The sequence below is a fragment of the Planococcus sp. TJ-301 genome (genome assembly GCF_058268475.1).
Genome location: NZ_JBZDOH010000001.1, coordinates 758,094 through 780,457 on the forward strand (window position 1 = coordinate 758,094; position 22,364 = coordinate 780,457).

Genomic DNA, 22,364 nt, shown 5'->3' on the forward strand with positions numbered 1-22,364 from the left:
AATTCCTTTCTATTTCTTGAATTATGTACATCTTACCAAAAAAGATAAAACACTTACCCTTCATAGCTCTCCGGTCCCAGTGAATAGCGGCAGTTAGCCCTAATTGCTTATACAGAGGGGGATTACGGGTTTAGAATGGAAACATATTATATACTGAAATTATCATGATAATGAAAAGGTGATCTCCATGCTCGATACACATGCACGAAAACATGTTCAACCTACCGTAGGAAAAACAGCTGACTTTCTGCTGAAAATGGGTTTCTCTGCCGATGGGATAACCAAAATCGCATTTGCCATTGGCGTATCCTCTGGCCTCTTCATCTATTTGGACCAACCGCTCATCGCCGTATTAGTGCTATGGCTTTCCGGCTATTTGGATGTCGTGGACGGTACCATGGCACGGAAAACCAAACCTTCTTCCTGGGGCACTTTGCTGGATATCAGCTTTGACCGCATCGTTGAAATCAGCGTCATTTTGGGATTGGCGTTCCGCTTTCCGGATTCTATGTGGGCATTATTGCTGCTCAGTGTTTCCATCATCGTCGGCATGACGGTGTTTTTGACGGTCGGGGCTTTGTCCGAAAAAGAAGGCATGAAGTCTTTTTATTATCAAGCCGGCCTGGCTGAACGGACAGAAGGCTTTATACTCTTTACCCTGATGATCGTATTTTCAACATACCTGACCGCCATAACGTTAATTTTTATTGTGGTGCAATTGATCACCATTTTCCAGCGCATGGCTGAAGCGAAGCGGATTCTGAAATAGAAGGAGTAAAAGTTAATGAAGACCCTATTATTAGTGGGCGGTGGACATGCACATTTGCATTGCTTGGAGCAGATGAAAATCGAGCCTCCGGAAAACTTGCGCGTCGTGCTGATCTCCGCTTCGCGCTTTCAATATTATTCGGGGATGTTTTCAGGATATACGGAAGGCGTTTATAGCCTTGACGATATTCGGATCGATCTCGCCAGACTTTGCGAGAAGATCGGCTGCACATTTATCGAAGACGTTGTAGTCGCTGTCGATGCACAAGCGAAAACGATGAAGGGTGAAGGATGCGCCGTTTATCGCTATGATCTGGTGTCGTTTGATATCGGTTCGCGCACCGCTATTCCGGAGGTGTTGAAAGACCAGGTTTCTTCGATTAAACCCAATTTCCGGTTCCCGGATCAATTGCTGCGGCTGCGGAATTCCGCCCATCCTGTCATTGTCGGTGGCGGTGCGGCTGGAGTGGAGCTGGCATTTTCCATCCAAGCCTGGCGAAAACGGCATGCATTTCGTGCCAATGCTGTATTGTTCAGTTCGGCCAATCTGCTGTCTGAAGAAAGCGCTTCTGTCTCGAAAAAAATCGAAACCATCGCAAAGCGAAAAGCTTTGCCTTTTTTTACTGGCTTATTGGTTGATGCGATTGACACCCAGAATGTCTTGACCAGTACCGGGCTTGCTTATCCACAATCGGATGTTTTATGGCTGACGGGACCTGAAAGTGATAATGTGTTCAGGAATAGCGTTTTGCCGACGGATGCCGGCGGATATCTGCTCGTCAACAAAGCACTGCAAAGTGTCGGGCACCCTGAAATTTTTGGTGGCGGGGATTGTATCTCGATTGACCGCTACCCGAAGCTCACCAAAAACGGCGTCTATGCTGTGCGGCAAGGCCCTGTCCTTTGGAAAAACCTGAAAAACAGCTTATCCGGCGATAAACTGATTCCGTTCAAACCTCAGAAACAGTTCATTTCCATCCTCTCGACTGGAGATGGCGAAGCTTTCCTAACTTACGGCAAGCACTCCTTCCACGGGAAGATCCCTTGGCAGATCAAACAGCACATCGACCGCAAATTTATGAAGCGATATAAAGATCTTTATGAATAAAAATAGAAAAAATCATGCCGATTTCTAAATCAGCATGATTTTTTCTATTGCCTCTCCTTCATTAAAATGCCTTTTCAAGTCCACTCTTTTCCATGCCTGCGAATAAATTCGATTTCGTTTTTATAATGTTCTACATGCCCTTCTGTTACCATCTTTTGAAAAGCCGCATCACCTTCACTGGCTTTTCTCGTGATTGTTTTGCATAACCCTTCTAATCGCAGCAGCACCATTTCGAGGTAATCTCCTCCTATTTCCTCGCCGTAAGCTTCAAAAAACAGGGCAACTCTTCGTCTTATGCGGTCAGCATCTGTGGATGCATCATAATAAACCGGCTCCCCGTCTGTCTGAAGAAGATTATACCTGCTTAACGGAACACACGTATAAAGCGTGTAAGCTATGTCCCAAAGCCTGGGGCCGGGTCCAGCCACATCAAAATCGATTATGCCGACTGGCCTTTTATCGTTGAATACAATATTATAAAGGGCAAAATCGTTGTGGCAAATGACCTCATATTGCGAAGGTGTATTGTCCAACGGCTGCCAGCTGTCGTCAAATGCAAAATCGCTTATTGCATCATGATATAGCCGCAGCATTTTTGCAATATCCTTTAAAGCATCATCCCTCCACATATATTCTTTCACAGGATAGTTCCCTACTTCGCCTTCTATAAACGATAGGATTTCTCTTCCTTTGTCATCAATGCCTAAAAACTTTGGTGCATGGTGAAAGCCCTTGTTTTCCAAATGCTTTAGTAATTTATGAATTTGGGGGCTTTCCGGTTTTAGTTCCCGCCGCACGGTTTTGCCCAACAGGTAAACGCCAGAGACATTTCCCCCTGTTAACTTCACTTCTTTTTCAGAGTCAGACATATACATATCCCTCCCTAATTGGATTTACTGCAGGCTAATAAATAAGCTTGAAACCATTTAGCTGAAATTATCGATTTCAAAATTGAACCAACTGATTCCGATTGTTTTCGGAGCCGCACAAACACCTTCAAATTCCACTTGGTTTCCCTCATATGTTCTCGGGCCCATTACATAAAGTTCATTGCCTAAATGACCGGCAATTTGGAGCATTTGAAACACTGCGTCTTCGGGCCGTTCTACGTGCAAGGGTGTCGAGCATGTCAACTCAAAATTTGACTTGTCCTTCCAATACCGTTCCAAAGAAATAATCCTGATTTCTCCTAATTCGTTTGATAATTTCGCTGCAATTTTTTGTGCTTTTTCTTTGGTCTTCGCATCGATCATAATACGCCATGTTATGGTTTCGAACATCCAAATTGCTCCTATCGCTTTAAGCTATCTACAGAATTTTGAGATTAGCATTATATTTAATATACATTATGTGGGGATCGGTAAGACGAACGCTTTTGGTATTGACAGAGAATTTTTTAACATGCTCAGACATGTTTCCGAAAAATCATTACCAAAGGGAACCCCGAATAAGGAACACTTTATCAGTGTCCTCGTTCGGGGTTCCGTTTAAAAAAGCAGGCTAAACAACCTTATACCAGATTTCGACTTGCTCATTGGTCTCGATCGTCCGCAGTTTTTCCAATTTAATTTCAAGTTCCTCCAAATGCTCGAACAAGCGAATCCCCCTACCGAGCAGTATGGGCGCGATCGCAATCTGCAATTCATCTACCAAGTTCGCTTTCAATAGCTGCTGGCTTACGTCCGCTCCAAGCACCACTACATTTTTGTCTTTCGCAGCGGCTTTTGCTTGCTGAACAGCACTTTCAACGCCATCGGTAACGAATGTAACCGTTAAGTTATCATTTTCCTTCGGGTGCTTGGCCGGAGGGTGATGCGTCAGCACAAACAATGGAACCTGAAACTCGTAATTATCTGCGTATGCATCCGGATCCTTGCTCATCGCAAAGGTGTTGCGGCCCATCACAACTGCCCCTGTTTGCGCCATCATCGCATTAATTTCTTCGTTCGGTTTAAAACTTGCATAAAGCTTGCCCAAGTCTCCATTCCGGTCGCTAATAAAACCATCAAGCGAAACAACCATTCCCACACACACTTTCGACATGCCATTTCCCTCCTTGCTTAATTGTTTCAAGCCAATTCAGATTAACGTGAAACTTTCCCGAACCAGATGAGTATAATAACCAAGGCGAATACACGCGTGAAAAAGCCAGAACCAATCGAAACGATGTGTTAGATCATGGTCCATGGAAATGATTGTCCCGCCTGGTGTGACCATCCTATTCGTGATTCTCAGCATTTACTTGCTGCAAGGAAAAGGCGCGATGCTCAGATTGGGCTATAATACGATGTCAAAAGAAGATTAGGCGCAATATGACACTGGGGCGTTATGCCAAGCTACTGGAAAACGAACATTAGGGAATAAAAAACACTTCAAGTTCTCTAAGATTTCATTTCGAACGTGTGGACAGGCCGAATTTCCAGTTCCCAGCCAAGTTGTTCCCCACTGCTGACCTGTACGGTTGGATGTTGCGAAGCCACTTGGATCGCTTCATCCATATCTTGTGCCTCGATGACAAACACGCTGCCCAAAACTCTCGCAGGCTCGGCTTTCGGGTCCGCATCGATTTCTACCTTACCATCAATACGTTTCAAGCTTTTCACTTCTTGAGCAACCCCAAGATCCATCAGCATATGGCCGCTTTTGTATAATTCTTCGAGATAAGGCTGGCATTCCAGCATAATCGCCTCAATTTCCTCTTTTGGTAGAGCGTCCATTTTCTCTTTATCAAAAAAGCCCAGACATTGGTATTTCATTTCAAAAAACCTCCTTCTTGAATTGGATTATCACTTAAACGCATCACTAGAATCTTTATAAATTTCTTCAAACATTAAAATCGAGCTAACTAAATCTTTTAAACACAAAAAACCTGCCATTATTCTTTACTGCCCAGCCTCTTTTAAAATAAGGTTCTCCAACTCACGCTGTTGACGCAGATGATGGCGTGAATGCATTTCGACCAAGTCGTACCATTCCCTTGCATTCAACCAGCCGAATCCTCCATGCTTCACTTTATAATTCAGGTTGACCGCATCCACTTTCGACTCCCATTGGGTTAGTCTTTGAATGACCTCTTCCAACCTGTCCTTCAGCACTTCTTTGCTATCCGAATTATTTGGCGGGGCATTCATTTCATCCGGCAGCCTGATTTTAATAGGCGGAAATCCTCCTTCTCTCATTAACTGCTCACCAAAACGGGTTTTGCCGTGTGCCCGCTCCTCATTTAAAGCTGCACACGATTCCATGTAATCGAGATACTCCTGCGCGACCACAATAACGTGGTCATACATCTGTCCTAGCGACCAGACGCCTTTTTCCGGTATATGCCGAAGTTGCTCAGAAGTATAGTTGTTCAAATCATTTTTGAAATTGATCAGCAACTCTTTGCCATTCATCTAAATCCTCCTTTTTTATAATTTAAATAAAAACTGAAATTTCCGCCATTTAGAACTTCCTTAATTATACCGTTATTTGTCTTTTAAATATGACATTATTTACTAGCACTATTTAACTAAAAAAAGAGCCTTCGCATAAAGGCTCTTTTTTTGATGTATTTAATTGAAGAAATTAGGATTCTCCGTGTATTGAGGAAGAATATAATAAAAAATAAACATAAGAACTGCAAGGATAATTTGGCTAATGATCAGCAAGCCGATAAAAATCAAAAATGCAGTAAACCACCTAAACGAGAAGCGCAGTTTTAAATAGATTGCCATTAATACAATGGAAATGACTTCTGAAATTCCTGCTACAAGCTGGCCATATGCTGTAAAAAAGCCTTTCACAAAAATTAGAATGGCTAAAGCCGAAAAAGCAATGCTGGCAATCAAAATAGTATTCTTGTTAACAGCAAATCGTTCAAAGTTGAATGAGATTTTTTTATAACGGAAAAACAAAAGGACGAGAATACCCAAAACAATTAAAATTCCGATAAAAAACGTGATAATAGGAAAGAAAAACAAAACAGGGAAAGAGCTGGCTATATCGACGTAATGCCCCACACCCCAAGCGTCCATCGAGGGTAATAATTGTGTTTGCAGCTTGGAACGGTCTTTAAATGCAAACGCTTCTGTCTCGACTGTACCGCTTTCATCTACCGTTATGATTTGATAATCCTGATCTTCAATCGGAATATAACCATCCATATTCGGTTTGACGATTTCTCTTGTTGATTGGAGAACAATTGCAAAAGATGCTTTTTCTGTTTTCTTATTTATAATATGCCAATACGAAACGAACGAGCCATATTGATTTAAGCTTTCTGTTTTTAATTCAGATATCATCACTTCAATCGGAAAAGATTCGAGTGCTGCAATTTCTTCCCCATCAACTGTAATTTTGATATTGCCGAGTCGAATGGTATTATCGTATTTCCCTGAGAAAGCAGGGCCATCTAAAAATTCATGCGTAGTTTCAATCGTCTTGCCAGCAAAGGTCTGTTTGGTCCGAATGCCTTTGTGCATCTCATTTAATTCTTTGATCTCATATGTTCTTTCCATTTCTTTTTCATAAAAATATTCTTTAAAGTTATCATCTTGAAATGAGAAAAAGATAAACAATAAACCAATACTTAAAATGAATACTTTCGTTGCCTTACGCATGTTTCATTGAACTCCTCACTAATAATAGGTAAATTCTAAATCCTGAAAATGAATTGGAAACATCCCTATTTAACAACAGGCAACAGTGTTCCCTTCACCCAATCTAAAATAAATCTCTCTTGATGGGAATTTAAACGCGGCAAATTGCTGCGTGAAAAAAATCGATGCTCGTGGCTTTCCAGGGCTTCGTGAATCAATTCTCCCGAAAATTCTGTGGTGTGAAAAATAACTTGAACACTAAAAATCTTGTCGCCATTTTGATACTCTGCAAATCCTGCGGGACCAGAGTATAGTCCAAACAAATTCAAATTCGTTGCAGTTAATCCTGTTTCTTCCCAAGTTTCTCGGATAGCTGCTTCCATAAAAGTTTCTCCCGGTTCCATGACCCCTCCTGGAATTCCCCATACTTCATTGTCTTTACGGTGTTGAAGTAAAATCTCGCCGTCTCGTTCAAGGATGATGCCACATCCAACAGGCATCAAAATATTGGAACCAATCAGCTGTCGCATGTCTTGTATGTAATTCATCTTATCCTCCTAAATTAAAGTTGGCTTTATAATAGGGGCAATCGGATTTAGCAAGGCACAATGCCTTAAAATCCCTTCCATCCGAAAAACTCCAAAGAATAACCATCCTATTTTCACGCTATTTCAACAATCTATATTCTTTTTCCCATCGCTGTTGATTGTGCCAGATAGCCAAGCTTTTCATAAAGTTTTCGGGCATTCGGATTGGTGCTAAAAACATTCAATCCCAAAGACGTGATGCCAGATCTTTTCATACTTTCTTCTAATTCTTGCAAAACTTCGGTAGCAAATCCTTGATGCCTAAATTCTTCTTTGATCAAAATATGATAAATATAAGCTTTATTGCTGTCAGTTTGGATATTGTACCAAATCACTCCAACATCCTTATCTTCTTCGATTGAATATATATGGTATAGATGCTGCCCACTCGTTTCTTGTTTATCAGGCAATAGTTCTCCCATTAGCTTTTCAGATTCAGCATTCGCTTTTTCTATAGGGATCATAAAATTTGCGGATAAGTCATTGGCGTAATCGGGTATTAAATAAGCTAAGTACCGATCGAATTCTGCTTCATCCATTTTCCGCAGCTTTATTTTCATCATTCATCTTCCTCCATTTCGTTTAAATCATTTTCGACAACAAGGTTTCACTCCCTTCGTCTACGCAGTTTACGTATATTTCAATAAATGCATTTTTCGTATGAGCTAATCTCTTTTTTGCTTAGTCATTCCTTCTTTTAAAAAACTTTCAACAGGTCTTCGAAGCTCCCCACAGCTTTGTCGTATTCACTTGCTTGCCCAAATCCATATTCCGCATATATAAATGGAATGCCCACAAACTTGGCTGCTATTAAATCACCTTCTGTGTCACCCACATAAACCGGCTTAGACAAACCGTTGCGTTCAATGATCAAGTTGATGTTTTCGCCTTTTGACAGTGAGGTTCTCCCTGGATTTTCATAATCCAAAAAATACTTATCGAGTCTGTGATATTTGTAGAAAACTTCTATATAGCCATCTTGGCAATTGCTCACGATGTACAATTTGTATTTTTGCGAAAGCTCTTCCAGCACTTTTTTTGCATTTTCGTAGAGTGCTCCTCCGTGTTTTTCTAAAAAGGCAATTTCCAATGACCAACATTTATGTATTAACTGCTCACGGCGTGTCTTGCTTAAAGAAGGAAATAAGCTCTTCCCAACTTCATCGAGCTGCATCCCCATCGTGGCAGCCAATTCTTCCCTCGATAACTCATTCATTTCTTCACTTTTCAACACGCTATTCCACGCACCCAGAACGGTATCAATGGGATCCCAAATCGTTCCATCCAAATCAAAAATAATACTATCCAAAATAGTTCCTCCTTGCTTGTTTATTATTCTTTACTGCATTTTCTTATGAGCACCTGTCATTTCTTTATTCCACATCCACTTCAGATGCAAGAATATAAGGGAAATCTGAGGAAAGATCCGCGGGCACTACTCGGACTTGCTGTCCCACTTCCAATTCATCAAAAGAACTCACAGCTCCACTGAAATCTGTAATATCAATAAGGAATATTTCCTGGGTTTCCGATTCTGAGCCACTTGAAGATGTCTCTACGATGAAACTTGCTTCTTTCTTTTCGATTACGGTGCCGGCAATATTTCCACAACCTGCCAAAAAAAGTATGAGTATAACTAGTACACAAAGCAATCTTTTCACGTTTGCTCACTTCCTTTTCGTAAAGAGTAATACTGCATAAAATTTATGGATTAGGTAGGGAATCAATAGAGTCACGGATTGAACAGGGTAACATCTTACTGTGGCTCTTAGTTGTCAGCTTCTTCTACTAATGTGCCTTTCGGCAAATGGCTTATCAAGCTTTCCCATGTTTTATATCGGAAATCATTCGTATAAAGATTAAATCCATCCCCATCGTACCAAATGCTTATAACCGTAGAAGCTTCTTTCATTTCAAAGAAAGGGTGCACAAAAGGTTTCTCTCGTCCCCATATCGTTTTCCTCGTTGCCAATTTATACGTGCAATTATCCGAGAAGGACAGCGCATAAAAATTATTGGAATTAGCGATCCAAAATGTTTCATCAACTACTAGTTTTAAAGAATGCGCATCTTTTAGCATGATCTTCAAAACTGAGATCGTTTTATTTTTCAAGCCCTCCATTCGGACGGAGTGGGCAATACCATTGTTATCAAGCAATTTTATAAGTTCCGATGAAACATCGCCAAAGGGTTCCATTATAAGAAAGACAGGAAACGAATCTTGCGCACGAACAAAATCAATTAAGACTTCGCGAGTTTTGTCATTGTCTTCATCTTCAGCTGGTCCGATATACCATTTAACGGCATTTTGAAAGTCGCTGAACATATTTAACTCTTCTACCGACTCGAAATCTTCCTGCGCTATGTACATTTTTGTCATTAGCCAACCTCCGCTTACCGCTCCAGCATCGCCAAACTGTAAAGTCTGCCTAAGCATTTATTCAATATCTACATTTTGCCTTTCTTTATCCAGCTCTGAATTTGAAAAGTTCCAAAAAGACTTAAAAGCAATAGGCTAAGCAACACAAAAACCCATATTTCTAACCGGTGTAATTCACGCAAGCCTTGAGAATTAACCATAATAAATACTAAAAGCGCAAAAGACAGGAGATAGCAAAAGACATTTGGAAGGATCCATATGGCTCTTAAACTGTTGGTTTTCATAAGAGTCCTCCTTAAAAAATAGTGAAGGTCTAGCAGATTTCAGCATTGCGATGCACTTGTGCATGAAAGCTCCTAACTACAAATCCATTTTAGTTCTTTCAACTTCTCCCATAATTGTTTCGACCAATTCTCTGGCAGTCTGATTTTTAGCTAATTCTGGGCTTTGCCCTGACCATAGCGACATATACTCCCGCGTCATTTGGCTTGTGGAAGCCTTTCGTATATCTTGCGTTAAAACATTTTGGATCGGAAAATTCGGCAAGAATTGTTCATGCTCTTTCATTTCCGTGGTAAAGTGGTTTTCAATTCCTCTGGCCCATTTCCCCGAAAAAGAGCGGGTCATTATGGTCTCTTCTCCTGCAGCGTTGAGAATTGCTGCTTTATGGATGTCATTCGCTCCACTTTCTTTGCAAGTCAAAAATGCCGTCCCCATTTGAACCCCTGCCGCTCCTAAACACATTGACGCCATCAAGCCACGTGCATCCATTATTCCGCCAGCTGCAATAACCGGGATGCTCACCTTGTCAACAACTTGCGGAACCAAGGACATCAAGCCGATGAGCTTTTGCTGATTTCCATCTATGAAGCTGCCACGATGCCCACCGGCTTCACTTCCTTGTACCACCACCGCATCCATGCCGGCTTTATCATTTTCAATAGCTTCCTCAACGGTTGTTGCGGTGCCGATTAGGAAAATCTCGTGTTTTTTTAATTCAGCGATGATTTCTTTCGATGGAATCCCAAAAGTAAAAGAACAAACGGGCACTTGCTCTTCAATGACTACCTGGAGATGTTGATCGAATGTTTCTTGCAAATCTCGTTCCGATGGGAAATCAAATCTCTCTTTTTGGACAAGCTTCATTTGCTGCCTTATAGGGCTAAGAACATTGATTGCAAATTCAATTTCCTCTTCCACCACATCAAACTTTTCAGGTACGAATAAATTGATGCCAAACGCTTTCTGTGTCTGCTTTTTAATTTCTCTAATCTGTTCCCGGGCTTGGCTAGGCTCCAAGTAGCCAGCTCCAATCATGCCGAGCGCGCCTGAATTGGAAACTTCGACAACCAATTGAGTAGTCGTCACACCTCCTGCCATCGGAGCTTGGATGATTGGATGAGTTATTTTCAATAACTTTGTAATTTTCAGATTCATTTTTGTCCCTCCTATATTAAATACTTTTTGGCCAATTAGCATATTTATTGCTGGAGCAAGCTGTTAAATCCGTTTCTGCAGCTATAAGACAAACATCAAAATCCTGCACCTTTAATATCTCAGCATTATTTTTATACAAACTGAAGTTCCATAACATATCTGTTGTTTTATCTGGCGTTTCAAGCATATACTTTTCAATAAATGCTTTGGCAAACTTGGTTAATTCGCCGCTATAGATGTTTGCATTCTCCATATAACGCCAAGGCTCGCTTTGCAAGTTCGGCAGAAGATAGACTTCTAATTGCCCTGTCATTAAAGGATTTTCATCATCGTACTCACCATCCGGATAAACGACTGAAAAATGATCGGCAAGTTCAAGAGCTTTCTCCAATAGCTCATTCCAGAACGGTTCAGAAGAGATATTTTCGATTACGAAAAACTTCTCCATGATTCACCTTCTTTCTTGATTTAAACGACGCGGGTAAAATATTCATGTCGGCAATCGAAATATGGATTTAAAAAATTAATTTCAAAGAGGAGTAGAACACTATGGAACTTATGGGAAACAAAATATATATTCGCTTTTTCGAAGAACAAGACGCACAGTCCTTACTTGATCTGCATGTGAGAAACCGTGAATTTTTCCAAAAGTATTCACCGATTTTTCAAGAGGAATCATACACACTTGAAGGCATACAGAATTTCATTAGCGAATCCGCCACGCAAAGAGATGCAGAGAAAAATTATGCTTTCGGGATATTTTCTAAGCAAACCCACGAGTTAATTGGTGAAATCTCCTTATCTCGAGTTATCCGAGGGCCCCTTCAGAGATGTATGATCGGCTATTCATTGGATAGCCGATTCAATGGCAAAGGCTACACCACAGAAGCTGTTTCACTAGCAGTAGAATTCGCGTTCATCGAATTGAAGCTGCACCGTGTTGAAGCCGGGGTAATGCCAAGCAATACGGGTTCAATGCGAGTTTTAGAAAAAGCGGGCTTCCATAAAGAAGGTATTGAACAAAAAGGCGTAATGATTAATGGTTCATGGGAAGACCATTTTATCTTCGCTGTAATATCAGAGGATAATTGAAGAAGTTAGTTCATACTTATCGAAAAGAAACTTGAGATTATCAAGTTTCTTTTCTTTTTGCAGAAATAATGAGGCTTCGCCTAAAAGCGTTTCTTACAATCTTATACGCGATGTCATTACACTTATTAATGCAGTTTAAAATTTTTCAGTTAAATGAATAAAGTTGTTCTGCAAAATCAATCTCTGACTATTGCAATCGATTTACATGTGATGAGGCAATCCATCATTGGAATAACCAACGTGCACCTATAAAGTGGCACGCCATTAACCTCGATGCCTCTAATCGAAATGTTGTAAAAAAAGAAAGATGACTCATGTGGCGACTGGGGAACATTTACTTCCATCCCTTCCAGCCATGTATTGAATGTCGCTGAAAAACATTCTTTAAACAATACGGTGTAGTCCCTTACGTCGACTTGGTTTTCATCTAAACCTCGGTATCTCATTGTTACCAAATGCTTGCTATTGTCGAAATTTAAGTCTATTAGTTCTGAATCAATATAATCTGTAGCCATTAACTTTGCTTCTACTTCTTTGCCGCTTAATCTCATCGTTGCACCTCTGCCTTTTGAATTTCAAATGAAGAATGCTTAAAATAATCATTTGGGTAACATTTCAATCATTAGGCTTTCCGCAGTTTCCGGTTTTTCATTTAAACCAAGGAACTTTTGCTTTCCCCTGAAAACCCTTTCATCCATACTAGCACTCCTAAACCTTTTCTTAAAAGCAGATAGCTGCATCTGTTTGAATAATCTTTCAATTGCTGATCACGCCAGAGTGCGCGGAGGAATTGAATAGCGGTTTTGGTGACTGCTGCACAATGCGCTTCTCGGCTGAACGCTTAGCCAACTTTTTATTTTGCCATCGCATCATGAAACAATTGTTGGATTATAAATATTAAGAAAAGATTAAGATCCAACTGAATTCCGAATAAAAAAGGGAGTAGCTCATAATGAGCCACTCCCTTTTACGTTAAAAATTCGAATTTCTATTTCATACTTTTAATGTTTTGTATTCAAAATCCTTTAATGTCGCTTTTGGCAATAAATATTTTTGAAAATCAAAATCGTCCAATTGCTGTTCTGAAACAGCGCGATTTGCCCAATCCTGATTTGCCAGTGCAGCTTTTCCGATTGTCACAATGTCAGCTTCTTCTTTCAGCAGCGACTCTGCCGATGCCGGGTCTCCAAGTGCGCCGTTGGCAATGACAATCGTCTTTCCGTGCTCTTTTGCCAGCTTCATCAATGTAGGTCCCGCTTCTTTAAAGGCCGGAGCCGCTGCTTGAGGTTCTGCAATATGGATAAAGTCGACGCCTTCTTGGTGAAGGGCATTGAAAATCACTTCAGCTTCCGCTTCTCCGCCTGCCCATTTATGATTTGCATCGTTCACTTTGGCTTGCGAAATCCGGATGCCTACCGGAAAATCTATGCCAACTTCACCGCGTACGGCATTGATGACTTCTACTGCCAGACGGATCCGATTTTCTACGGAACCTCCGTATTCATCCGTGCGGAGATTTGTATACTCCGTTAAAAATTGGTCCAATACATACCCGTTTGCGCCATGGATTTCAACACCGTCAAATCCAGCTTCTTTTGCTTTTTTGGCAGATGCAGCGAATGTTTGAATGACGTGGCCAATATCTTCCTTCGTCAATTCTTCAGGCGTTTGGAAATCACCTTGGCCGCCGTAAAACGCCAATTGCTCTCCTTTCGGCTTGACCGAAGAAGGCCCTTTTGTATTGTTGTTGAATCGGTTTCCTTGAGAAAGTGCACCAGCATGCATTAATTGCATCACAATCTTCGCACCTTCATTATGCACAGCTGACACTACTTTTTTCCACGAATCCATTTGTTCTGTTGTCGCTATTCCGGGCTGATTTATGTAGCCTTGGCTATATTCTTCATCGGTATATGTTCCTTCGGTCATCACCAGTCCGAAACCGCCTCTTGCAAAATTAGCGTAATACTGCGCCATCTCTTCGGTGGCCAGCCCTTGTGCTGTAGCACTGGTACGCGTCATTGGCGCCAAGCCCACACGGTTTTCTAAAGTGGCATTCCCTACTTGGATTGTTGAAAATAATTTTTTTGTATTGTTCTTGTTCATGTTTCCACCAGCTTTCCTTTTTTTATATACGTTTTGAGCTTTTATTGCCTGCTTGCCACTTCATTTATTTATTGGTATGCATTAAACAGACTTTTAATCTGTTCCGACCGACTATAGTAGAATAAGAAGTTACAGTCAATTTTCCAGCTCAAGGAGCTAAAGCACCCCCTGACTCTATTTTGCCGCCACCTTTGCTGGGAAAAGAGTTTCAGAACCATTTTCACGCCTACTTATTTATCCCAAGGTCTAGTTCATGTTTTGAAATCTAGGGATATTTTCGATCATTTGAATTTGTACTTTTGTTGGTCAAAGCAAATTTTTGAAAATGGATCCATAAATGGAGGACAATTAAGTAACTAAAACTCTTCACAAGCTAAACAAGTTGACTTCAAAACTTGGAAACATTAACATAAGAAATTATTCCGACTAAATTAATAGGAAAAGGGTGTTTTATAATTGACTACTACTACTGTTCAACCCGTTAATGAAGCTAAGGGTCCGGTTGCAAGAGAGAGCCTTGCATTGAACCCACCACAAAAAGCATTGATTGCCGGTGGAGTAATCGCCGCAATTCTGTTGTTTGTTTACTTACTGGCAACGCAGCATGTCTCCCAGCCGATGCTGTTGGGCATCGGATTGTTGCTTGGCTATACTTTATTCCATGCCCGCTTCGGCTTTACGTCCGCATTCCGCCGTATGGCTTCTGTCGGCAACGGACAGTCGATGCGCGCACATATGCTGATGCTAGCGATAGCAGTAACACTGTTTGCACCGATTCTTGCTTATGGCACAACTTTCTTCGGCGGTCCGTTAGCCGGATACGTTTCACCGGTTGGTGTCAGCCTGGTCGTCGGCGCTTTCATATTCGGCATCGGCATGCAGCTCGGCGGCGGCTGTGCATCCGGCACACTTTACGCATTGGGCGGCGGTCGTACGGTCATGTTCGTGACGCTGATTTTCTTCATTGTCGGCGCAACAATCGGCGCTTATCATTTGCCATTTTGGACGGAAGAAATGCCTGCATTCGCTCCTGTTTCACTCGCCACATCCACTGGACTTGGCTACGGTGGCGCATGGCTCGTATCCATCGCATTTTTCGGATTGATCGCTTGGATCACGCTGGTCATTGAGAAAAAGAAAAAAGCGCCTAAAATGGCGCCGCTTCCTACTGAAAAGGGTTGGAAACGGATTTTCCGAGGATCTTGGCCGCTGTTTGCCGCTGCTATAGTCTTGGCGGTACTCAATGCTTTGACGCTCATGACGCGCGGTACGCCTTGGGGAATCACGTCCGCATTCGCTTTATGGGGTTCTAAAATCGCAGGCGCGTTTGGTGTTGACGTTGCAAGCTGGGGCTATTGGCAAGGAGCCAACGCCGCATCGCTGCAAGCGTCCATTTTCACTGACTCCACTACTGTCTTGAACCTTGGCGTTATCATCGGCGCATTTCTTGCATCGGCTGCAGGCGGTCTGTTCAAGTTCACCAAAGTTACTGCAGGCAATTTCGCAGCTTCAGTCATCGGTGGTTTGATGATGGGCTACGGCGCACGCCTCGCATTCGGCTGCAACATCGGCGCCTACTTCGGCGGCATCGCTTCATTCAGCCTTCACGGATACATCTGGGGCATCCTTGCACTTGCAGGAACGTTTGTTGCTTTATACCTTCGGCCATTGTTCGGGCTGTCGGTTCCAAAATCAAATGATTCCGTGTGTTAATGAAAAATAAAACAAAAAAGGATTGAGCGCCGTTTATCGGCACTCAATTCTTTTTTGCATGCTTACACGTTTCGAAAGTATTATCCACTTAGCTTTCAACTCGAAATATTTTTAGCTGATCCCAGGTAAAATGCCAATTCTTGTTTCGCACTCGTTCTTCATAAACTGCCATACGTTGCTTGTCCGCTCCAAAATACGGTGTTGGCTTTACAGTTAAGTTGAGCACATCCTCAACTCCATGAGGAGCCAATAAAATCACATTGTTACGGCTGTCCAATTTCACCCCTAATGCTGTAGCGGTCTCTGGAAATTTCGCAACCGCATCACGGGAGGAGGTATAAGGTTCCACACTATTTCGAAGATGCATTCTAGCCTCGTTTTTCACAGACCAGGGAATGTCAGAAAGTATGCTTGTAAGATTGTTTTCTATTTTCTTCTCTTCTTCTTCGCAAATATTTTTATCATCAAAGTAAATCACATCGATATCTGGCAGTGGTGTTCTTTCGTTAAATCCATGCAGAGTGTCCCATATTTTTGAGCGAACAAACCCTGCACAAATCCACCCATCCCGAAGATCCTCCGCCCTTACAGCTTTTAGCAGATCAATCATCCACTTATCTTTTTGGATGGACTCTATAATGTCTTTCTCATTTACCAGCATCAATATCCCTCATTTATATTCCATTTGCGTCGGCTTTCTTCTCAAAACGTGCATCACAAGTTCCAAATTAAGTTCTCTATATGCTTTAACTTTCCGTTAATATGCCTCTCTTTAATATATTCCTTCCTTATGCAGGACTGTCCTAAAATGCTTTCTTTGCAAAATCTCGTCTATCATCCAAAAGCTTGCAGTACAAATAACAGGAATTACTGATAACTCGTTGGTTAACAGCATCCCGAATGCAAGATGCACCAAGCCTACGGCAACTAAGAACTTAGAGAAGTGACCGGAGATCCAGTCAGATAAAATAGAAACAGGGATTTCACAAATGAAAAAACCTAAAAGGGCTTAGAATGTGATAACAATAATAGAAAGTCCAAAATCGAAAAAACTTGGAGGATTGGATATCTCTTTAAAGATTACCGCTTGAACCAAAGTGAATAGCAATGTAAAACGACAGCGCCTGTTACGGCAGAAAATACTTTTCTGGACATTCGTTCTTTCGAGAAAAAATGATTGCCAAATGGAAGCAGGAAGAATAGCATAGCTGATATAAAGACCACTTTCAAATAGAATAGCGTATCAGAAACCAGCATCAATAACGAAAACATCGGGAATACGCCTACTTTCAAAAACAGCAGTTTCATTTCAACCTCCATGGCTTCATTTTAATTATACCAATTCAAATTCTTTAACATAATCGTTCTTTTACTGTTCTCTGCAACTTCCGTTTACTTCAGCAGATGAAGAGAAACACCATTGCCACTTTCCGTAATGAATAAAGCATTTTTAAAGGAGGAGAAAAAATGAGCAGCAAAAAGTTCGGGTTGATGCTGGCTGCAGGAATTCTGTCGCTGGCAGCTTGTGGAGGAGAAACCCCTGAAGCCCCTGAAGCAACAAGCGGAGCTTCCTCTGACTTACTATCAAATGGTGAAAAGACCAGCTTTTTGTTCAAAGAAGAAGGTGAGTTTTCGATCTTTTGCGAGCCGCATCCCATAATGGAAATGACTGTCGTTGTAGAAGAAGGCGCGGACCAATCCGGTAGATTGGCAATAGACATTGCCAATTATGCATTCAGTGAAAAAACAATCACCGTTGCCCCGGGCACAACCATAGTGTGGACCAATAAAGAACAGCTTGAGCATAATGTCTCGATTAAATAATCTTTAGTCCATAGAAACAGCACAAGCGAGTGTATTAGCTGCCTGTGCTGTTTTGATTAATTTATAGTTTTACTAATCGCGGATTTTTGGTCCATTTAGAAGTGGAAACGAAAAATGCCAATGATGTGCGTTTGTATGTATCCGCCAGTTTTTAATTTATGCATGCGCAGGATTATTATGTATATACTTTACAACAAACGTTTAATCGTTGCTGACCTTCTGTCAAGATTTCATACATAAATCTTATTTTAGAAATAATCTTCATTTTGAATGTAATCTAATTCCCTTTTTCTTACGTTCTATAAAAAAGAGCAACTGACTAGGAGGAGAAAAAAATGATCAACAAAAAATTCGGGTTAGTCCTTGCAGCAGGAATTCTGGCGCTGGCGGCTTGTGGAGAAGAAGAACAGCCGGCAGCCAATAACGAGGCTGAAGCAGAAGTTGAAGAACAAGCAAGCGCTCCTGCAGAGGAAGCCGCTCCAGAAGCCGAAAAAGAAACGGTTGAAGAAGATACGGAGGAAGAGAAATCTGCAGAAGACGATTCTGAAGAAGACACAGCTGAAGCCCCTGAAGCTATGAGCGGCGCTGCCTCAGCCCTATTAGCAAATGGTGAAACAACCAGCTTTGTGTTTAATGAAGCAGGAGAGTTTTCAATCTTTTGCGAGCCTCATCCTGTGATGAAAATGACTGTCGTGGTAGAAGAAGGCGCTGAACAAATGGATGAAGTTTCAATTGACATTGCTGATTATGAATTTGTCGAAGAAACCATCACGGTCGCCCCTGGCACAACCATTGTGTGGACTAACCAGGACCAGGTCCGGCATAATGTCGCGATTAAATAAACGATCTATGTAAGATTTGGCTTTAAGATAAATTCAGCACAGGCATTAGATCTATTGCCTGTGCTGTTTTTATTGCTTTTTGTTTTCAAATTAAATTTCTATAAAAATAAGAATTACCAAAGGTGCTCTTCCTCGTTTGTAAAATCTATGAGAACCGGATAAATGGCTAGTAGCGAGAAAAACGTCAGCGCCAAAATTCCTAATGAGAAAAGCGGCGGCAGATCAAACAAAAATGCAACGAGCATAACTGTAGGGGTCAGAAAACCTGCTAAGCCCCATCTTTTTTTGATGGATTCGTAGGGTATTGCTTTACTTCGCAATAAGGGCAAACCAATGCCGTATTGAAAAAAGGCATCCCTTTTAATCGTTTGAGCCCAACTCCATTGATTTTTACAGTTTTGGCATGTCGGCATCGGTTACCCTCCATTAATTGGTTTCTTTTCACGTTACTAAATTCCCTATAATTACCACCATTCAATAAAATAACCCTATCACCAATAAAGTCAAAAATTTCAAACTAATTACCGATTCAGAACTTTGATTTGTTGTCGTAGATTTAAAAAGATTGTGGAAAAATGTTCAGATGATTATGATTAAAATGTAAGTTACTTGAAAAGAACGGGAGAATGTCCCTCCTGAACCCTAATTCTCATTACGAAATATAATCGTAAAATATTTTTCTAAGGAGATCTATATGCTAACGGCAAAACAATTTTCCGATATTGAACAATTGCAAAAAGAAGTGGAAGCTCATGACGGATTGGAAATTAAATTAAACTGGGATATGCTTCGGAACCGGTATACCGAAGGGCTTGATTTTCTGCATTACGAAAGCGATGAATTGATTGCGTTTTTGGGCTTGTATCCGTTCGGCTCAACGGTTGAAGTTACAGGCATGGTAAAACCGTGTGAACGGCGAAATGGCCATTTTACCCGGCTATTTGAAGAGGCCATGACGACAGTCAGACGAGCTGGCTTTAAGAAGATTCTTTTGAACGCTCCGGCCCGTTCACTGGAAGCTAAAGAATTTTTGCAGAAACAAGGAGCGGCTTATGCTTTTTCAGAACACCAAATGCAATGGCAGCCACAATCGCTCGGTGAATCGAAGGATGATTTCACCTTGCGAGAAGCAATTAAAGAAGATTTAGAAATGCGCGTGCGGCTTGATGTCGAAGTGTTCAATGTCCCGATGGAAGATGCTGTTGCAACGGAAAGCCGGATCAACGGAGATGAAGACACCGATATGTTGATGATCGATGTGGATGATGAAACCATCGGCAAAATTCGTGTGAAAAGAGAAGACGGCCAAGCGTGGATTTATGGATTTTCAATTTTTCCGCAACACCAAGGCAAAGGATTTGGCCGCAAAGTGTTGCGCCGTGTTGTCAAACAACAAAATGATCGCGGTCATTCCGTCCATTTGGAAGTGGAAACGAAGAATGCCAATGCCCTGCGTTTGTATGAGTCCGTCGGCTTTGAAATTGTGCACGCACAGGATTATTATGAATATGCAAAGCAGAATTGAAATCTTATAAGACCACTCAAAGAGGAGTCATGTGTTATTTCACATGACTCCTCTTTTCAATGCGTAATCCTGTATATTTTGGTTTTCCGACCAATAATTTCCGTCTAATAAACCTATTTATCCAATTACACTTTCAGTTTCAACGAATTGATATCTTCCACTAATGCACGGACATGAACCTCTTTCGTAGACCAGCTCGTGCAGAATCTGACGACGCTTTCCGTTTCATTTACTTTTTCCCATTTATGGAATGAATACTTTTTGCTTAAAAGTTCTATATGTTCATTATTCAGTATGGGAAACTGCTGATTTGTTTTCGAATTGTATTTGAATTCAAAGCCATTGCTTTCAAAAGCGTTTCTTATGATCATTGCCGCATGGACTGCATGCTCAGACAGCTCAAGATACAAACCATCTGTAAACAAGGTCTCAAATTGTATGCCCAGTATCCGGCCTTTCGCTAAGAGTCCGCCTCTTTGTTTGATCAAGTATCGGAAATCTTTCTTGAGAGCTGAGTTCGTTATCACTACCGCTTCTCCAAACAATGCCCCAATTTTTGTGCCGCCGATATAAAACACATCGCACAGCCTCGCTATGTCAGCTAATGATAAGTCATTCCCCTCAGCGGCTAGCCCATACCCCAATCTTGCCCCATCGATCATCAATGCCAGATCACATTCCAGGCAAACTTTCCGCAGCGATTCCAACTCCGACTTGCTGTAAGTTGTCCCTAACTCGGTTGGATTAGAGATGTATACTAATGCCGGTTGGACCACGTGTTCATGGGAAGCATCGTTCCAGTGTTCGTCATAGACATCCCTTATTTGCTCGGCATAGATTTTTCCATCATCGCTTGGCAATGGAAGTATTTTATGTCCTGTTGATTCGATTGCGCCTGTCTCATGAACAGCAATATGGCCCGAGTGTGCTGAAATGACTCCTTGATGGGGGCGCAAAATCGAAGCGATAATCGTTGTATTGGTTTGCGTACCCCCTACTAGAAAATGGACATCTGCTGTTGGGGCATTGCAGGCATCTTTTATGAGGGTTTTAGCCGATTCACAATAGACATCCATGCCATAGCCTGGCGTTTGCACTTCGTTTGTTTCCATCAACCGTTTTAAAATTAGGGGATGTGCACCTTCTGCATAGTCATTTTCAAATCTAATCATTTATATTTTCTCCAATCGATTTATATTTTCTTGAATCGACGACACCGCTGCAAGAATTTCAGCTATTATTGTTCATACTCATCCTACTTTATTGGATTAAATTCATTAAATACTATTCTTTTTTCGTATACTTTGTCAACAAGTTCAAAGATTAGTTTTCTTCTCCTATGTACTTAGAGTTCTACAATTTGAATTCATAGCCTTTTCCTATCCAACACAAGTGAATATTCCAATCAGATAAGTGCCCATTTCTGCGTGGTATACTAAAAAAAATAAGCAGTTCATCGACGAAAAGCTAGTTTGTTTCCTCCTCCTGACGGCTCAAAGTAATTAACTTTTTTGATAGAAAGGGGTAATCCAATGACTGTGTTGGTGACCGGTTTTACCGGCAATTCAGGCTATGAAGTGGCTCAAAGTCTAAAGAGCAAAGACATTCCATTCAAGTGCGCAGTCCGCAATGTGGAGAAGGCTGTCAAGCGCTACGGCAATGAATATGAATTTGTCCAATTGGATTTCGCGGACAAATCGACTTTTGTGGCAGCCTTGCAAGGGATCAACCAACTTTTTCTTATGTACCCTCCAGGAGCAAATCTGCAATTTGAGGCCTTTTTAGAAGAAGCAAAAAAGATGGGCGTCCGGCATATCGCTTATTTATCAGTAAAAGACATCCAGTTCTTGCCTTTTATCCAACATTTTAAAAACGAGAAGCTGATTAAAAAACTGGGCATCCCTTATACGTTTATCCGTGCGGGCTATTTCATGCAGAACTTGAACGATTTTTTATGCGAGGAAATCAAAAAACGGCAGCGCATTTTTGTTCCAGCCGGCAACGGGAAAACCAGCTTTGTCGATGTGCGCAATTTAGCTGAAGTCGTTTCTTTATCCTTCCAAGATCCGCAACTCCATGAGAATAAAGCCTATACGATCACAGGTGAAGAAGCGCTGGACTTTTCACAAGTAGCGGAAAAGATGACCAGCATTTTGGGACAAGCCATTTCCTACACAAATCCATCTGCAAAAGACTTTAAGCAATTTATGTTAAGCCGGGGAAAAGACAAAGCGTTCATCAACGTCGTCATCGGCATTCACTTCCCTACAAAATTGGGCTTGGCCAAAGGCGTAAGTTCCGATTATCAAAAATTGACCGGCAAAAAGCCGATTAAAATCGAAACCTATATCTACGATTATCGAAGTTATTGGGAGTGATGCTCCTGCTGAATTCATGCATCA

At 41.4% G+C, this 22,364-nt stretch carries 28 protein-coding genes; 8 read left to right on the forward strand and 20 right to left on the reverse strand.

All coding sequences use genetic code 11. From position 1 onward, the window contains the following. Positions 1 to 187: 187 nt before the first annotated feature. Positions 188 to 769, forward strand: coding sequence for a CDP-alcohol phosphatidyltransferase family protein (locus AC4EHJ_RS03870; RefSeq protein WP_490974271.1), 582 nt, complete (start codon positions 188 to 190; stop codon positions 767 to 769). A 15-nt stretch (positions 770 to 784) separates the two neighbouring features. Next, the gene (locus AC4EHJ_RS03875) at positions 785 to 1,876 is read left to right on the forward strand and encodes an FAD-dependent oxidoreductase (protein ID WP_490974272.1); all 1,092 of its coding nucleotides are present in this window, start codon (positions 785 to 787) and stop codon (positions 1,874 to 1,876) included. 74 nt (positions 1,877 to 1,950) lie between these two features. Here the strand turns inward: AC4EHJ_RS03875 and AC4EHJ_RS03880 are convergent, their stop codons facing one another. The 14 genes from AC4EHJ_RS03880 to AC4EHJ_RS03945 all read right to left on the reverse strand — a co-directional run bounded on the left by AC4EHJ_RS03880 (position 1,951) and on the right by AC4EHJ_RS03945 (position 11,308). Next, a complete protein-coding gene (locus tag AC4EHJ_RS03880) occupies positions 1,951 to 2,745 on the reverse strand; it encodes an aminoglycoside phosphotransferase family protein (protein WP_490974273.1) in 795 nt (264 codons plus the stop codon). Between the two features lie 57 nt (positions 2,746 to 2,802). Next, positions 2,803 to 3,156 (reverse strand): hypothetical protein, encoded by a 354-nt coding sequence (locus AC4EHJ_RS03885; RefSeq protein ID WP_490974274.1) that lies wholly within the window; start codon positions 3,154 to 3,156, stop codon positions 2,803 to 2,805. Between the two features lie 220 nt (positions 3,157 to 3,376). Then, positions 3,377 to 3,919, reverse strand: coding sequence for a dihydrofolate reductase family protein (locus tag AC4EHJ_RS03890; RefSeq protein WP_490974275.1), 543 nt, complete (start codon positions 3,917 to 3,919; stop codon positions 3,377 to 3,379). Positions 3,920 to 4,257: 338 nt separating this feature from the next. Then, positions 4,258 to 4,632, reverse strand: a complete 375-nt coding sequence (locus AC4EHJ_RS03895) for a YciI family protein (protein ID WP_490974276.1) — start codon at positions 4,630 to 4,632, stop codon at positions 4,258 to 4,260. 126 nt (positions 4,633 to 4,758) lie between these two features. Further along, positions 4,759 to 5,271, reverse strand: a complete 513-nt coding sequence (locus tag AC4EHJ_RS03900; RefSeq protein ID WP_490974277.1) for a DinB family protein — start codon at positions 5,269 to 5,271, stop codon at positions 4,759 to 4,761. Between the two features lie 159 nt (positions 5,272 to 5,430). Next, complete coding sequence (locus AC4EHJ_RS03905; protein ID WP_490974278.1) at positions 5,431 to 6,477, reverse strand: hypothetical protein; 1,047 nt, start codon at positions 6,475 to 6,477, stop codon at positions 5,431 to 5,433. A 65-nt stretch (positions 6,478 to 6,542) separates the two neighbouring features. Then, positions 6,543 to 7,004 carry an NUDIX hydrolase gene (locus tag AC4EHJ_RS03910; RefSeq protein ID WP_490974279.1) on the reverse strand — a complete coding sequence of 154 codons (462 nt, stop codon included), beginning with the start codon at positions 7,002 to 7,004 and terminating at the stop codon, positions 6,543 to 6,545. Positions 7,005 to 7,135: 131 nt separating this feature from the next. Next, complete coding sequence (locus AC4EHJ_RS03915; protein ID WP_490974280.1) at positions 7,136 to 7,606, reverse strand: GNAT family N-acetyltransferase; 471 nt, start codon at positions 7,604 to 7,606, stop codon at positions 7,136 to 7,138. A 134-nt stretch (positions 7,607 to 7,740) separates the two neighbouring features. Further along, on the reverse strand, positions 7,741 to 8,352 hold the full coding sequence (locus tag AC4EHJ_RS03920; RefSeq protein ID WP_490974281.1) for an HAD family hydrolase: 612 nt from the start codon (positions 8,350 to 8,352) through the stop codon (positions 7,741 to 7,743). Between the two features lie 64 nt (positions 8,353 to 8,416). Beyond that, entirely contained in the window at positions 8,417 to 8,704 is a 288-nt protein-coding gene (locus tag AC4EHJ_RS03925; RefSeq protein ID WP_490974282.1) for a hypothetical protein, read from the reverse strand. 107 nt (positions 8,705 to 8,811) lie between these two features. Continuing rightward, positions 8,812 to 9,423, reverse strand: a complete 612-nt coding sequence (locus AC4EHJ_RS03930) for a hypothetical protein (protein WP_490974283.1) — start codon at positions 9,421 to 9,423, stop codon at positions 8,812 to 8,814. Positions 9,424 to 9,491: 68 nt separating this feature from the next. Then, positions 9,492 to 9,707: a hypothetical protein gene (locus tag AC4EHJ_RS03935; RefSeq protein ID WP_490974284.1), complete on the reverse strand. Its 216-nt coding sequence runs from the start codon at positions 9,705 to 9,707 to the stop codon at positions 9,492 to 9,494. 76 nt (positions 9,708 to 9,783) lie between these two features. Then, positions 9,784 to 10,860: an NAD(P)H-dependent flavin oxidoreductase gene (locus AC4EHJ_RS03940; protein ID WP_490974285.1), complete on the reverse strand. Its 1,077-nt coding sequence runs from the start codon at positions 10,858 to 10,860 to the stop codon at positions 9,784 to 9,786. Positions 10,861 to 10,876: 16 nt separating this feature from the next. Next, positions 10,877 to 11,308, reverse strand: a complete 432-nt coding sequence (locus AC4EHJ_RS03945) for a hypothetical protein (protein ID WP_490974286.1) — start codon at positions 11,306 to 11,308, stop codon at positions 10,877 to 10,879. A gap of 101 nt (positions 11,309 to 11,409) precedes the next feature. On the opposite strand from AC4EHJ_RS03945, the gene AC4EHJ_RS03950 reads away from it, so the two are divergent. Next, positions 11,410 to 11,952, forward strand: coding sequence for a GNAT family N-acetyltransferase (locus tag AC4EHJ_RS03950; protein WP_490974287.1), 543 nt, complete (start codon positions 11,410 to 11,412; stop codon positions 11,950 to 11,952). Between the two features lie 176 nt (positions 11,953 to 12,128). On the opposite strand, the gene AC4EHJ_RS03955 is transcribed toward AC4EHJ_RS03950, so the two are convergent. Together AC4EHJ_RS03955 and AC4EHJ_RS03960 are read right to left on the reverse strand one after the other, a co-directional pair. Continuing rightward, positions 12,129 to 12,503 carry a hypothetical protein gene (locus tag AC4EHJ_RS03955; protein WP_490974288.1) on the reverse strand — a complete coding sequence of 125 codons (375 nt, stop codon included), beginning with the start codon at positions 12,501 to 12,503 and terminating at the stop codon, positions 12,129 to 12,131. A gap of 442 nt (positions 12,504 to 12,945) precedes the next feature. Beyond that, positions 12,946 to 14,058, reverse strand: coding sequence for an oxidoreductase (locus tag AC4EHJ_RS03960; RefSeq protein WP_490974289.1), 1,113 nt, complete (start codon positions 14,056 to 14,058; stop codon positions 12,946 to 12,948). A gap of 456 nt (positions 14,059 to 14,514) precedes the next feature. On the opposite strand from AC4EHJ_RS03960, the gene AC4EHJ_RS03965 reads away from it, so the two are divergent. Then, on the forward strand, positions 14,515 to 15,771 hold the full coding sequence (locus AC4EHJ_RS03965) for a YeeE/YedE family protein (RefSeq protein ID WP_490974290.1): 1,257 nt from the start codon (positions 14,515 to 14,517) through the stop codon (positions 15,769 to 15,771). 88 nt (positions 15,772 to 15,859) lie between these two features. On the opposite strand, the gene AC4EHJ_RS03970 is transcribed toward AC4EHJ_RS03965, so the two are convergent. Continuing rightward, on the reverse strand, positions 15,860 to 16,432 hold the full coding sequence (locus AC4EHJ_RS03970; RefSeq protein ID WP_490974291.1) for a nucleotidyltransferase family protein: 573 nt from the start codon (positions 16,430 to 16,432) through the stop codon (positions 15,860 to 15,862). Between the two features lie 419 nt (positions 16,433 to 16,851). Beyond that, complete coding sequence (locus AC4EHJ_RS03975; protein WP_490974292.1) at positions 16,852 to 17,079, reverse strand: hypothetical protein; 228 nt, start codon at positions 17,077 to 17,079, stop codon at positions 16,852 to 16,854. 159 nt (positions 17,080 to 17,238) lie between these two features. On the opposite strand from AC4EHJ_RS03975, the gene AC4EHJ_RS03980 reads away from it, so the two are divergent. Together AC4EHJ_RS03980 and AC4EHJ_RS03985 are read left to right on the forward strand one after the other, a co-directional pair. Further along, complete coding sequence (locus AC4EHJ_RS03980) at positions 17,239 to 17,595, forward strand: plastocyanin/azurin family copper-binding protein (RefSeq protein WP_490974293.1); 357 nt, start codon at positions 17,239 to 17,241, stop codon at positions 17,593 to 17,595. A gap of 335 nt (positions 17,596 to 17,930) precedes the next feature. Continuing rightward, positions 17,931 to 18,437, forward strand: a complete 507-nt coding sequence (locus AC4EHJ_RS03985; RefSeq protein WP_490974294.1) for a plastocyanin/azurin family copper-binding protein — start codon at positions 17,931 to 17,933, stop codon at positions 18,435 to 18,437. A 113-nt stretch (positions 18,438 to 18,550) separates the two neighbouring features. Here the strand turns inward: AC4EHJ_RS03985 and AC4EHJ_RS03990 are convergent, their stop codons facing one another. Beyond that, entirely contained in the window at positions 18,551 to 18,850 is a 300-nt protein-coding gene (locus AC4EHJ_RS03990; protein WP_490974295.1) for a hypothetical protein, read from the reverse strand. Positions 18,851 to 19,131: 281 nt separating this feature from the next. On the opposite strand from AC4EHJ_RS03990, the gene AC4EHJ_RS03995 reads away from it, so the two are divergent. Continuing rightward, the gene (locus AC4EHJ_RS03995; protein WP_490974296.1) at positions 19,132 to 19,962 is read left to right on the forward strand and encodes a GNAT family N-acetyltransferase; all 831 of its coding nucleotides are present in this window, start codon (positions 19,132 to 19,134) and stop codon (positions 19,960 to 19,962) included. Between the two features lie 125 nt (positions 19,963 to 20,087). Here AC4EHJ_RS03995 and AC4EHJ_RS04000 read toward each other — a convergent pair whose 3' ends face one another. Next, positions 20,088 to 21,134 (reverse strand): threonine aldolase family protein, encoded by a 1,047-nt coding sequence (locus tag AC4EHJ_RS04000; protein ID WP_490974297.1) that lies wholly within the window; start codon positions 21,132 to 21,134, stop codon positions 20,088 to 20,090. A 360-nt stretch (positions 21,135 to 21,494) separates the two neighbouring features. Between AC4EHJ_RS04000 and AC4EHJ_RS04005 the strand changes: the two genes are divergently transcribed. Then, positions 21,495 to 22,340, forward strand: a complete 846-nt coding sequence (locus AC4EHJ_RS04005) for an SDR family oxidoreductase (RefSeq protein WP_490974298.1) — start codon at positions 21,495 to 21,497, stop codon at positions 22,338 to 22,340. Positions 22,341 to 22,364 lie beyond the last annotated feature (24 nt).